This window comes from Pullulanibacillus pueri, assembly GCF_014639255.1.
Classification (GTDB): domain Bacteria; phylum Bacillota; class Bacilli; order Bacillales; family Sporolactobacillaceae; genus Pullulanibacillus; species Pullulanibacillus pueri.
Genome location: NZ_BMFV01000006.1, coordinates 1 through 12,843 on the forward strand (window position 1 = coordinate 1; position 12,843 = coordinate 12,843).

12 protein-coding genes are annotated in these 12,843 nt (G+C 43.6%); 2 read left to right on the forward strand and 10 right to left on the reverse strand.

All coding sequences use genetic code 11. The features are described 5' to 3' along the window. Window positions 1–102: 102 nt before the first annotated feature. From IEV91_RS05360 to IEV91_RS05380, 5 genes are all read right to left on the reverse strand, one after another. Window positions 103–291, reverse strand: coding sequence for an SE1561 family protein (locus IEV91_RS05360; protein WP_188496392.1), 189 nt, complete (start codon window positions 289–291; stop codon window positions 103–105). Window positions 292–366: 75 nt separating this feature from the next. After that, window positions 367–1,224 (reverse strand): YfkD famly protein, encoded by an 858-nt coding sequence (locus IEV91_RS05365; RefSeq protein WP_373284396.1) that lies wholly within the window; start codon window positions 1,222–1,224, stop codon window positions 367–369. Window positions 1,225–1,372: 148 nt separating this feature from the next. Continuing rightward, on the reverse strand, window positions 1,373–1,924 hold the full coding sequence (locus IEV91_RS05370; RefSeq protein WP_188496393.1) for a Rossmann-fold NAD(P)-binding domain-containing protein: 552 nt from the start codon (window positions 1,922–1,924) through the stop codon (window positions 1,373–1,375). A 12-nt stretch (window positions 1,925–1,936) separates the two neighbouring features. After that, a complete protein-coding gene (locus tag IEV91_RS05375) occupies window positions 1,937–3,280 on the reverse strand; it encodes an MATE family efflux transporter (protein WP_229745419.1) in 1,344 nt (447 codons plus the stop codon). Between the two features lie 19 nt (window positions 3,281–3,299). Further along, entirely contained in the window at window positions 3,300–3,683 is a 384-nt protein-coding gene (locus IEV91_RS05380) for an OsmC family protein (protein WP_188496394.1), read from the reverse strand. 141 nt (window positions 3,684–3,824) lie between these two features. Between IEV91_RS05380 and IEV91_RS05385 the strand changes: the two genes are divergently transcribed. Continuing rightward, window positions 3,825–5,039 (forward strand): MFS transporter, encoded by a 1,215-nt coding sequence (locus IEV91_RS05385; protein ID WP_188496395.1) that lies wholly within the window; start codon window positions 3,825–3,827, stop codon window positions 5,037–5,039. 81 nt (window positions 5,040–5,120) lie between these two features. Then, entirely contained in the window at window positions 5,121–5,579 is a 459-nt protein-coding gene (locus IEV91_RS05390; protein ID WP_188496396.1) for a TlpA disulfide reductase family protein, read from the forward strand. A gap of 364 nt (window positions 5,580–5,943) precedes the next feature. Here the strand turns inward: IEV91_RS05390 and IEV91_RS05395 are convergent, their stop codons facing one another. From IEV91_RS05395 to aroA, 5 genes are read right to left on the reverse strand one after another with little or no spacing between them, the layout of a single operon-like run. Then, on the reverse strand, window positions 5,944–6,732 hold the full coding sequence (locus IEV91_RS05395) for an SDR family oxidoreductase (RefSeq protein WP_188496397.1): 789 nt from the start codon (window positions 6,730–6,732) through the stop codon (window positions 5,944–5,946). A gap of 14 nt (window positions 6,733–6,746) precedes the next feature. After that, window positions 6,747–8,762 (reverse strand): FAD-dependent oxidoreductase, encoded by a 2,016-nt coding sequence (locus tag IEV91_RS05400; RefSeq protein ID WP_188496398.1) that lies wholly within the window; start codon window positions 8,760–8,762, stop codon window positions 6,747–6,749. A 2-nt stretch (window positions 8,763–8,764) separates the two neighbouring features. Continuing rightward, window positions 8,765–9,901, reverse strand: coding sequence for an acyl-CoA dehydrogenase family protein (locus tag IEV91_RS05405; RefSeq protein WP_188496399.1), 1,137 nt, complete (start codon window positions 9,899–9,901; stop codon window positions 8,765–8,767). 21 nt (window positions 9,902–9,922) lie between these two features. Further along, window positions 9,923–11,509: an AMP-binding protein gene (locus tag IEV91_RS05410; protein ID WP_188496400.1), complete on the reverse strand. Its 1,587-nt coding sequence runs from the start codon at window positions 11,507–11,509 to the stop codon at window positions 9,923–9,925. Next, entirely contained in the window at window positions 11,503–12,837 is a 1,335-nt protein-coding gene (aroA, locus tag IEV91_RS05415) for a 3-phosphoshikimate 1-carboxyvinyltransferase (protein WP_188496401.1), read from the reverse strand. Before aroA ends, IEV91_RS05410 begins: the two co-directional genes overlap by 7 nt. Between the last annotated feature and the right edge of the window lie 6 nt (window positions 12,838–12,843).

A 12,843-nucleotide genomic window follows, 5' to 3' on the forward strand; every position in this document is an offset into this window, starting at 1 on the left:
AGCGAGCGTTCTGAAGCGTAAATCCACACCTTCCTGATGACCAGAATTTTATACATTCTTATATTTTAATAAAAGACCCTCACCATCGTGAGAGTCTTCGCATTATTTGCCTTCCCAGTCCTTAGCAAACCGAGAAACCTTTATGCCTAATTTATTGAGCATTTCTAAGATATTCTGTAAGTCAGATGACTCAGCTGATTCATCTAATGTGCTTACAACATTTTGCAGTAATTTCACACGGTTTTTGATGTATTGAATTTGTTCTTCTTTTGTTTCAACTGATTTGCCCACTTTGTTTCGTCCTCTTCACCATTGGTTTTCTTTTCACATTAGCAAACTTCCCAATGGTTGTGCAACTCACCGGAGTTAATTGGAAACAAAATAACGGAGAGATACATAATCCTGAATGGGAATCCAAGCTCCGATGCCTTGATGGGTAACGTTTTTGACCTCAATGGATTTATGTCCTCCATTGAGTACTAAATACACTTCTCCATAAGTCACTTTACCCTTTTCATTGACTGCGGGTACATAACCAGAAAGATGGCCGACCTTTTTGGTTTCAACATGATAGACACGATCAATTTTGGTGCCAACACCTACATAAGTTTCAAATGCCAGTGGCAGGTTCGTCTTCTCAGCCGCTTCAAGCATCATGAGTTTTTTGACTTCCTTCTGGTTAGGGACTTGTGCAGTCAGTCCTCCGCTCACCTTTAATTGACGTTCTTGATTATAGCTTAGATTTTGCATCTGTTTACCGCCACGGTTATCGAGTAGGTTTTCATTCACCTTTTTATATTCCCAATTCACTGTTGTTTTACTGGATTGATAATTCAAAGCCCAATTTCCTAAATAAATTCTTGCTCTGTAACCTAAAGAAAGCTTTGAGGTGTGAATCGAGGACTCATTTAGGAGACGAATCAATGTTGGATTTTCAATTTCAACCTTTGATGTGTTAAAAAGCTCCTTGGTCATAGCACTCGGTTGCAGTTGTGGTTCATTCTGATTAGGGTTCGGGTAAGTATTTTTTTGAGCAATATCCACCACTGAATCGGGTTTTTTAATCATTTGGTCATCATTAGATTTTGCTTGCTTTTTAGATGAGTGGTCTTTCTCCTCTTGATGCTGTTTATTCTCTTTCTTCGGTTCGGGATTTTCCTTTGCTAAGGCTGGCACACTTATTAATGAAGTCATGAGACAGGCAATTAATATTTTCTTCAACACAGCACAATCTCTCCTTTTCATAAAATCAACCAGCCTTAGTTTTTTCGGACAAAGAGAGATTTATCCATAAAGAGCAACAAAAAGAGGTTATCCCAGAGAAATTAACGTGAGGATGTTTTTTCTTACTTGAATCCAACGACCCTATTTATCAAGAAGGACGTTGGTTCCATGGCTCAACTTGACCAACAATCGTACGCTCATGTCCACATTGAATGGCCTGAATCACCCCTTCGGATATTTCTCTGTTCGAAAGCCAGCGTGAGATGCCGTTTTCCTGCTTAAATCCCAATATAATGTCATGATAACGACAACCTTTAGGAAGAAGAGGGGTCCAGTTTTGACCGGGCCGACTCGCACGACTGCCTTTCACGTGATAGAGCGCCCAGTTTTCCTGATTCAACTGATCAATGTGACAGAGTATCTTCGGGATGGTTTCCGCCACTTCACGATGCATCCAAAGCACGAGCTTATGTATTGGCCCAGATTGTTCCACTGCCAATTCGATGTTTTCTAATACAGTATCTGTAGCGTTCCAGTCTAAAACTAATGTTCGGAGCCGATCAGGAAAGTCAGAAAGCGCGTGTAATTTTTGTGCTTTCTCATGAGTTCTGGAAATGCTTGTAACTTGCCAGCCGTGACTATTCATCCAGAGCGTTGCCGTACTTAACATTCCTGTGGCCCCAATGACTAAAGCATGCATAAAGTTCCCCCTCTAGTTCTCCTCTTGAAAAATACGAATCCCTCGCCATCCGCCCTTCCAATAGTAAGCAATAGCGAACACACTGCTTATCATAAAACTGACACCGATCCCCAATGCCATTCCCCCAGAACCGAGCCAATGTCCAAAAAGAAAAGCCAGCGGATAACGCAATATCCAAAAGGAAATCAGATTGAGGATAAGAATTTGAAACATGGCTCCCGCAGCCCGTACAACACCATTCAAGACAAAATTGATGCCTAAAAAGGGATAGAAGAAGGCAATGCCATGTAAATAATGGGTCCCAAAAACCACAGCCTCTGGATCATTTGTAAACCATTTGATGAGATAAGGAGCAAAACAGAAGACCAGCGTTCCAATCATTAGCGATAAGGTAAAATTAAAAATAAGCGCATAGCGTGTGATCCCCGAAACACGCCCCCATTCCTTTGAGCCAATGTTTTGCCCAGCCATGCTTGTCACTGCTACGCCTAAGGTCTGGATCGGAATCATGATTAAATTGTCAAGCCGCTGAGAGGCACCATACCCAGCAAGAACCCCTTGACCAAAATGAGCTGCCACACTTGTAATCGCTGCTGAGCCTCCAGAAATCGCCACCATTTGTAACCCTGAAGGTAACCCTAGCTTCATCAATAATTTAAAGTTTGACAGCGTCGGCAATTTTGGAATCGAAAAAGGAACCTTTGCCCTTTTGATTGAAAAATATAATCCATATAAAAAGGCAACGCCTTGAGCAATCACCGTCGAAAAGGCGGCGCCCTCAATGCCCATATTGAAGCCATTAATGAAGATAGGTACAAGTAAGGCATTGAGGACAACCGCGATAAAAACAAAACGAATAGGCGAACGACTATCGCCAAGTGCCCGCAAAACAGTACTTATAAAATTATAGCCGAATAAAAACAAGATGCCGGTAAAATTAAGCCGTAAATACATGACCGCTAAAGGTAAAACGTCCTTAGGCGCACCTAAGAGATGTAACATAGGTGCAGCAAAGAGGATGCCCAGAATACCGAGAACAATGGCGAAAAGCCCTAAAACAAAAACAAAGCCATTGAGGGCCTCTTTTAAACCTTCCTCATCAGCAGCGCCTTTTTTCTGTGAGAGCACTGTCAACGTTGCATTATTCACGCCAATGATAAAGGAAAGCACCGTAAAAATAACCGGTCCAGAAATTGCTAGGGCTGCTAGAGCTTTTGCACCGAGCAAATTCCCTACCCAAAGACTATCAATAAACTGGTACGAGGCCTGCAAAATATTCGTTAAAAAAATGGGCACCGCAAAACTCACCATTTTTTTCGGGAGACTCCCCTGAGTAAAATCAAGTTGCTTCGCCAAGCTTTAACACCTCTTCACCCTACTCAATCATTTCAAAGGACTCGGTAATTTCAATGGCATCCTGGACAGATTGCACCATAGAACAATACTTGCGAGTAAGATGAACTATTTTTTCCAGTGCCGCTTCGGTCAGCCCTGGCGCTTTAACATAGAAAGTAATGTGCATCTTTTCAATACGATCTGCCTGATCGGGGTTGCGCTTCACCTCTGCCGTTATGCGAATATCCTCTACTTCCTTGCGTTTTTTCTTCAATATTTTTTTCATCACGGTCCCACTACAGCCCACGATAGAAGCGACCATTAGCTGATAGGGACGAAATCCTTGCTGCTCATCAGCCGATATATTTAAAGGTCCAAACTCCGTTTCTAAACGAAACCCTTTTTCCGTCATTTTAAATTCCACAACTTACATCCTTTCCAATCCAAGTTCTTTTGTTTATGATAACCAATAGGTGCTTCTTTGTCAGTTAAAAGGCACAACATCTTTCATTGGTTTAACAATTGATCAACACTAACAGACTATTTCATCATACGGAGATTAACTATGACACACACAAGCCATTCCAACTATCGCCTTATTGTTCTTGTAGGGGCAGTTCTTGTATCTGGGGCAGCCCAGGGGATGCTTCTGCCTTTATTATCCCTTTTACTTGAAGACCATCAAACCTCAGCAGCCCTCAATGGCCTCAATGCTTCCGGGCTCTATATTGGTGTCTTACTGGCTTCTCCCTTTATAGAGAAACCGATGCAGAAATATGGCTATAAGCCGATCCTCATGGTCGGGCTTGGGATCACCGCCATTGCCCTGATGTTTTTTCCGATCTGGGAAAATTTCTGGTTCTGGTTTGCGCTAAGATTGTTTATTGGTATTGGCGATAACATGATGCATTTTAGTGCGCAGGTCTGGATCATGGTGACCAGTCCTAAAGAAAAGAAAGGCCGCAATGTCGCGATTTATGGCCTTGCCTTCGGAGTAGGCTTCGCGATTGGACCATCACTTTCTCGATTGCTTTCATTAGGGATATACTGGCCATTTATGATGGTCTCGCTTGGATGTCTCTTATTCTTTTTAGCAGCCCTTTTATTGACAAATGATTATCCTGATCACGGAAAGGATCAACCTGAAAAAGCCGACCAGCGCTTTACTCAGCTTAGCCGCTATAAAAAGGTGATTCGTTTAGGTTGGTCCGGCCTTTCTGCCACTTTCGCTTATGGCTTTTTAGAGGCTTCGCTTAATGGAAACTTTCCTGTCTTTGGCATTAGGAACGGATTCACCGTTGATCAGATCGCCTATCTCTTACCAATCTTTGTAATCGGCAGTCTTATCACTCAAGTCCCCATGGGAAGCCTTGGAGATCGCATTGGTCGTCGCAGCCTGATTCTCTGCGTCACACTTTTCGGAGCTGTCGGCTTTATTGCCGCCATTTTTCTTTCCAACTCCTTTATTAGTTTAGCTGTCGTTTTCTTACTCTCTGGCATGTTTGTCGGCTCTTTATATTCTACAGGAATGACTTATATCAGTGATTTGTTGCCCAATAGTCTCTTGCCTATCGGGAATATTTTAGCTGGGGTATCCTTTAGTTTCGGAAGTATGCTGGGACCTTTTATTGGCGGACTATTCATTCGCTGGCTTCCCGATGCTTGCTTTTTTGCCGGAATTGCTAGCGCGATGCTAATCGCTTTTTTCTGTACCTTAGGAAAGAAACGTTCTTCTTCACAACCGCTAGCGAGTTCTTTCAACGATAAGCTAGAGCTATAGACAATAGCCGCTGGTGAGCATACGTATAGTAAGGAGCGTTTAGGCTTTTTTTGAATAGGCTAAAGATAAGGAGCTGATGTCATGCGTATAAGAGAAAAAATGCCTGCCATCCCAGGGGCAGCGACTTGGATCAATCATGAGGTGAGTCGAGAGGAACTGATCGGAGAAAAGCCGACCCTTGTCCATTTCTGGTCAGTCAGTTGTGACATCTGTAAGGAAGCCCTACCAGTGATTAATGGCTTTCGCGACGCCTTTAAAAACAAATTAAACCTTCTCGCCGTGCATTTGCCTTTATCAGAAGAGGACCTTGATATTGAGCAAGTGAAGGTGATTGCGAAACGTTATAACATCACCCAACCTATTTTTGTGGATAACCGTCATCAATTGACAGATGCCTTTGCTAATGAGTACGTCCCCGCTTACTATCTTTTCGACACCGAAGGACGCCTACGCCACTATCAAGCTGGAGAACACCGTTTAAAACGCCTAGAAAAACGCGTCCACCGCATTCTAGAGGAAAATAAAAATGGGCTGTTTTAAGAAACGGTGAACTTATCCCTTTTCACATGGGCTCCATTCGCGTGTGTTGCTGTTGATATAGATTGCACCGCACTCACAAATGACAACCATAACTAACAAAAGGCGCACGAATCAAGGCTGAAACTAACATACCAGCGCTCGGCATGCACATAAGAGCGCGGCCCGAGGAAAGCGAGCGTTCTGGAGCGGAAATCCACACCGTCCTAATGAACAAAATGCATACTTTTTTTCTTTAGAAAAACTTAACGCCTGCCAAGTCTTAATGCGATCTTTCAAAGCTCCCCTAAGTTATAACGCTGACATTATAAAAACACCCCTTACCACGCTGGCGTGATAAGGGGTGTTTTTGTTGCTAACATTGTGTTTAAAACTCTGCTTCAGGTGGATAGTGGTTATTAATCGTGAGTCCGCCATCAATTTTGATGACTTGTCCAGTAATGAAACTGGAAGCACTACTTGCAAGGAAGAGGGAAAGATTAGACACATCCTCTGGTTGTGTAAATCTCCCTAAAGGCGTCTTAGCAATAACACCTTTACGATAGGTCTCAAAACGATCGCCTGCATAGAAGGTGAGGGAATCGGTTTCGACAACGCCTGGTGAAACACAGTTTGCCGTAATACCTTTTGGTCCTAATTCCTTTGCAAAATAACGCGTTAAGGATTCTAAAGCCGCCTTGGCAGAACCGATATTAGCATAACGCGGGAGCGTCAGTTCACTACCCATACTTGACACAGTAATGATACGACCTTCGCGTCCTTCCATTAATGGCACCGCACGTTGTACTGCTTGAAGGGTACTATTAACAACGACTTGATAGGTTTTGGTAATATGGTGCGGTTTGATATCAAGAAGATCTTTAAAAGCAGTGGCAGCAGCATTCGCGATAAAAATATCAAGAGCTCCCCACTGTTTTTCTATGTAATCAAACATGGCATCAATATCTTCGGAGGAATCCAAATCTGCCTTAAAAATAAGGGCTTGTCTTCCCAAGCGACGGACTTCTTCAGCTGTTTGTTCCGCTGCCTCGCCCTCACGGCGATAATGGATAACAATATCTGCCCCTTCTTCTGCAAACTTCAATGCTGTTGCTCGTCCGATTCCACGGGAGCTTCCTGTAATTAATGCTTTTTTCCCTTTTAATGTGTCACCCATACGACTCTCCCTTTCTAACTTTTTGTTTGGACTTTTTCACGTCCATGATCGTAGACCAGGCGATATGCTTGTTGAATCGCTTTAGCTGCATTCAGTTCACTTGCATCATCACTTCCGCCAACAAGTTGGGTAGGAACATGATCCTTTATGGCTTGATAGAGAGGAGCATTTGCGATTTGCCCTGTGCAAAGAATGACCTGATCTGCTTCAATAAATTGTCTATCCTCTTGACTTTCTACCCATAGACCTTCAGGCGTTATTTCCTTACACTCATAGCCTTTTAAGAGATCAACACCTAATCTTCTCAGCTCAGAAAGCAAAACCCAGCGTGTGGTGGGCCCAATCCCTTTCGCCGCTTTTACTGATCTCGAAACTACTGTTACATTAACCCGTTGGCTTGAGTCGAGTTCAATATGGTAGTCAGCAAAAAAATGTTTCACAGCACCAGGGACTTCATTCCGCTGCGCGATAAGGTGAGCCACATCTGAACCAATGCCGCCCCCACCTACAATCGCAATATTCTTCCCTAAGGCAACCTTGCCCGTTAAAATGTCTGAATAAGTGACCACATGAGGAAGATGAACCCCTTTGATCTGTTCAGGAACGTACGGCACTACCCCTGTTGCCAAATAGACGCGATCATAGTTTTTTAATTCATCTATCGTAGGTTGAGTCGCCAAGTTGATCTTCACTTGGAGACGCTCTAGAGACGTTTTATAAAAGCGAATCGTTTCCCGAAACTTACTCTTGCTCGGAATCTGCGAGGCGAGATAGAAATGACCACCAAGATGGTCCTTTGCTTCAAATACCGTCACATTATTCCCTTGTTCAGCAGAAGCTTTAGCCACAGCAAGCCCGGCAACACCACCGCCAACGACTGCCACATTTTCTACCTCGTGACTTTTTTCTTCAAGTGACCATTCCCACTCATGCCCTGTTTTCGGATTGACTAAGCATCCTACGGGAAGCGGCGGATGTCCTAACGTATGATCCAGACATTGCTGATTACAGGAAATACATAAATTAAGCCCAGCATGATCCCCTGCTTTGGCTTTCTTAGCAAATTCGGCATCTGCCAGCCACGGCCGTGCCGGAGCTACGAAATCCATTTGTCCTTGTTTCAACACTTCCTCCGCAACGTCAGGCGTATGAATGCGATTGGCTCCAATGACAGGGACATCCACGGCATCACGGATGGCGGACACTACATGAGCAAAGGCCGCATCAGGGACACTGGCAGCCACAGTAGGAATCTTTGATTCATGCCAGCCTACTCCTACATTTAAGGCATCAACACCCTTTTCAACAAGTTTCTTCGCAAAGAACTGTGTCTCTTCTCGTGTTGTGCTCCCTTCCATATAATCTTCTCCTGACATCCTATATATAACGGGAAAACCTTGTCCGACTTGTTCCCGAATGCCAGAGATGATGTCGAGTGGTAGGGTCATTCTGTTCTGAAAACTGCCACCATATTGATCCGTGCGTTGATTCGTCAATGGTGAAAGAAATTGATTTAACAAATAACCTTCAGAGCCCATTAATTCAACGGCATCAAATCCTACAGATTGAGCAAAAACTGCCCCATCAATAAAAGCGGCTTTTATCTCTTGAATGCCTTCCAACGTAAGTGCCTTTGGTGTCTCTTTCGTTATGCGAGACATAATAGCACTTGGGGCTACTGGCGCAAGACCCGTTTCCGAGCTCTTCGCATACCGTCCATTATGCTGCAGCTGTAGTGCTATTTTCCCTCCAGCTTGGTGAACAGCCTCGACAATGTCTTGTAGCTGATGGCGATGATCGTCATCCGTTAAACAATACATATGATCACCACTACCCTCTGGAAGAACCGCTACGCCTCCAGTGATCATCAGAGCAGCTTCTCCTTTGGCTCGTTCAACATAGAACGCTTTGACTTGATTGAGCTGCTCTCTATCTCCTTCAATCCCGAGATGCATGGAACCCATTAAAATCCGATGGCTTAATTCAAGAGAGCCTATCTTTCCCTTTTCAAAAAGTCGTGTGTGGGTCATAATTATTCACCCTTTGTTAGAAAATGCTTGGCAATGACCACTTTCTGCGTTTCTGCGGTGCCTTCTTCAAACCACTGCAAGCGGCTATCACGGTAGATTCTTTCAATCTCGCTTCCTTTGAAGTAACCAATACCTCCGAAAATTTGCAAGGCCTTATCAGTCACTCGCTTCAGCATGTCAACACTGTAAAATTTAGCCATGGAGGCTTGTGCAGGTTCGAGTGTCTCTTGATCCTGCAGCATGCCAGCGTTTTTGCATAAAAGACGAGCTGCTTCAATATCTGTTGCCATCTCCGCAATATAAGATTGAATGAGCTGACGCTTACTCAATGGTTTACCAAAGGTCACCCTTTCATTGGCTCGATCAATCGCCAAGTCTAAGGCCCGCTGAGCAAGGCCAACACATGTCATGGCTACAGAAATCCGACTGGGATCGAGAAAACCACTTAAAGCCGCAATGAGACCCTGTCCCGGTTCACCAAGGAGATTTCCCTCTGGAACACGGGCATTATTTAAAATCAGGTGCGCATGGCCTGTCCCTTTTTGTCCCATGGTTTCCGGCATTAATTTGATGGTCAATCCTGGCGTGTCTCTAGGCACCATTAAAGCAAGAGTGCCCTCATAGCCTTTGGTTCCTTCAAGACGAGCAAAAAGGAGAAAATAATCCGCAAGGTCTCCAAAAGAAATCATCCACTTTTCTCCATTGACGAGGTAGTCCGATCCTTCTTTACGCACAGTGGTTTTAATATCTGCACCAGAGCCACTATTGGGTTCTGTCAACGTAAAGGTTGTTGTGATCTCTCCTTTGACAAGTGGAATCAGAAAGCGTTCCTTTTGCTCCTCATTGACAATTGGCAAAAGCGGACGCCAAATCCCATTACATACATGGACGATCACACGTATAGACCCATGGGACTGTGAAAATAGTTCAATGATTTCAAGATACTGAGAGAACTTAAGACCTTGTCCACCAAGAGTGGTAGGAGCTGCAAGGGTTAAATATCCTCGCGCTCTTAGTTCATCCCAGACCGCTTTTCCACATTGACCTGTCTCTTCAATCCTCTCGGATAGCGCGCGAAGAGGTCCTCTGACATACTCCTTAACTTCTGCCTTTAATTGTTGAAACGCAACGTCGTTCATGTTCTCACACCCTACATTAGACTAGGCTTTTGCTGCAACCTTTTCGGCAATCATATTCCTTAATACATACTTTTGGATCTTTCCTGAAGCTGTTCGTGGTTGTTCATCAATGAATTCGAGATGCTCTGGCCAATAAATCTTGGCTACACCTTTAGCTTCTAAGAAAGAGGTGATGTCCTGCAACGTAAAGTCGCTTTTTTCTTTAAGTGTAACAAAAGCACAAATGCGCTCACCTAATCGCGGATCTGGCATCCCGACAATGGCAATATCCTTAATATTTTCATGACCATATAAAATATTTTCAAGTTCTACGACCGGAATCTTTTCTCCTCCACGATTGACGATATCCTTAATTCGACCAGTGAGATTAAGGTAACCATCTTCATCCATCGTGGCAAGGTCGCCAGTGATAAAAAAGCCTTGGTCATCAATTGCCTCTTCATACCACTCATGATGATCCAAATAGGTTTTAAAGAGTGCTGGAGATTTTACGCGATACATTCCTTCTTCGCCACGAGGCAGTTCATTCCCTGCTTCATCAGTCACTTTCATCTCTAATCCTTCGATCACTCTTCCATCAGATCCCCACTCTCTATCATCATCGGAATAAGGAGAGCCAACGGCGATCAGACAAGATTCTGTTGAACCCCAACCACCAATAACACGACACTCTAAGGCCTCGGTAGCATCATGCGCCAGTTGTCTTGGGACTGCAGCACCTGTTGCTACAAAGATTCTTAACCCTTTTGGTGGATGAGCATCACGAGAAATGTCTGCTAAAAATGGCATCGCGGCTTGAACAAAGGTCGCCCCATAGCCTTCAATAGCCGTACGTGCAGTATCGACATTCCAAACCGCTTGAAGAATTTGTTTGGCTCCTAATGATAGTGCCACGATCATGCCATACAACAAGCCTGTTTGATGGGCTAGTGGTGAAGGCACCCAAATATTATCCTCTGAGGTTAGGCGTAAGGTTCTTGTGTGGGCATGCACCGCAAAACTTAATGCGCCGTGTGTGTGGATGACCCCTTTAGGCTCACCAGTAGTTCCTGACGTAAAAAGAAGTTGAGCATTGGTATAAGTCGTCGGATGCAGTTCCTTTAGAGCCTCCAGATTAGGCTCTTCTTTTGCTAAGCCCCCTAATCTGTTTTCTTTATCATGAGGATCTCTCGTTGTGACAACAACCGTAGATTCTAAATATTGGAGTGATGGTGCCATACGATCAACCATGGGTTTGTATTTAAAGTTGCGGTATTCCTCTGGAACAATCAAAATTTTACTCTTTGATTTATTAAGAATAAAGGAGACTTCATGGTCCCGAAGTGCAGGTAAAATTGGGCAAGAGGTTGCACCGATTTTCCAAACAGCTAAAGTCGTTACGACAAATTCCCAGCTATTCGGCAAAATATAGGCAACAAAATCCCCAGGCTTAATCCCTTTATCAAGAAGACCTTGGGCTGTGCGATTGGCCAGCTCCTCGAGTTGGCCATAATTAAGAATAATAGGTGTATCGTTGCTTAAATCTACTATAGCTTCTTTTTGAGGATCAACAGTCTTAAGAGTCTCTAAGAAAAGGGGCTCTTTATCAAGAATCAATGATTTTACCATGCTGGAACAGACTCCTTTCGATTGACTTTTTGATTTTGTTCAATCTTCATATCTAGTCCTAATTGTGACATATGGTCGAGGAACTCAGGATAGGAGATTTTATAAGCATTTGGGAATGTAAGGTCACTCGCTCCCTCAGCTCGTGTTGCAGCCAAAGCAAAGGCCATTTCCACGCGATGGTCATTATAGGTTGAAATAGAAGCGGCAGTAAGAGATTCAACACCGTTAATAATGAGATCATCACCAACTTCTTGAATATCTGCACCCATTTTATTTAATTGCACCATCGCTTTGACGCGGTCAGACTCTTTTAAACGTCCCGGTCCGATATTCTTCAAGATCGTTTGCCCTTTGGAAAGAGCTGCTAACACGCTCATTGCAGGAATGAGGTCAGGGATATCCTTCATATCGATTTCTAAATCTGCAGTGGGCCGAATCCCATCATGTTGGATACGGATACTGTCATTCTCTTTATCTACACTTACAGGTACACCCATTTGTTGAACAAGTTCTAATACTTTTCCTTCAGGGTGAGAGCCTGCTTCAGAAATTCCCTCTAAAGTTAAATCACAAGGATGCAAGGCTGCTAAAACTAATAAGAACGCTGCAGAAGAGAGGTCAGGTTCAAGAGAAAGATCACATGGCTGATAGGCCTGGTTTGCTGGAACCGTCCACATTCTGCCATTTTCATGTTCAATTACCTTGACACCGAATTGACTCATCATGTCAATCGTCAAGTTAATATATGTTTTTTCAAATAAAGGCGGAATGGCTTCAATAACAGTGTCTTTAGAAGCAAAAGGCGCAAGAATGATTAAACCAGAAATCCATTGGCTCAAAGTGCCTTGAATTTTGATATGCCCACCTTCAGGCAATCCTGGATAAACGGTAACCGGTAAACGATCATTTGTGGACTCTAGCTTTACGCCCATTTCGGACAAGGCGTTAAGTAAAGGTCCCATTGGCCTTGCTTTTAATGCCTTATGGCCATCATAAGTCACTGGGCTTCCAATAGAACGCGAACCAAGTCCAAGTAAAAATTGTGATGTCGTACCTGAACTTCCGACTCTAACAGTCCCGTTTCTTGGAAGATATTTTCCACCTTCAACCACATAACCATCCTTCGTTTTTGTCACGGTGATCCCTAGGTCTTTAAGTGAATTGAGAGAATCTTTAATATGTAACGCGCCTGACTGTCCTGTAATCGTTGATTTCCCATCAGCTAAGGAACCAAAAATAAGCGCACGGTGTAAATGATACTTCGACGATGGAACACGAACGGTTCCTTGAATTTTTCCTTCGTTCTTGTTAACGATTAATCTTGCCACTTTACA

Bases quoted from the DNA above. Each gene is read 5' to 3' on its own strand.
- IEV91_RS05370 (WP_188496393.1), bottom strand. From the start codon at position 1,924: ATGCATGCTTTAGTCATTGGGGCCACAGGAATGTTAAGTACGGCAACG.
- IEV91_RS05385 (WP_188496395.1), top strand. From the start codon at position 3,825: ATGACACACACAAGCCATTCCAACTATCGCCTTATTGTTCTTGTAGGG.
- IEV91_RS05390 (WP_188496396.1), top strand. From the start codon at position 5,121: ATGCGTATAAGAGAAAAAATGCCTGCCATCCCAGGGGCAGCGACTTGG.
- IEV91_RS05395 (WP_188496397.1), bottom strand. From the start codon at position 6,732: ATGGGTGACACATTAAAAGGGAAAAAAGCATTAATTACAGGAAGCTCC.
- IEV91_RS05400 (WP_188496398.1), bottom strand. From the start codon at position 8,762: ATGACCCACACACGACTTTTTGAAAAGGGAAAGATAGGCTCTCTTGAA.
- IEV91_RS05405 (WP_188496399.1), bottom strand. From the start codon at position 9,901: ATGAACGACGTTGCGTTTCAACAATTAAAGGCAGAAGTTAAGGAGTAT.
- IEV91_RS05410 (WP_188496400.1), bottom strand. From the start codon at position 11,509: ATGGTAAAATCATTGATTCTTGATAAAGAGCCCCTTTTCTTAGAGACT.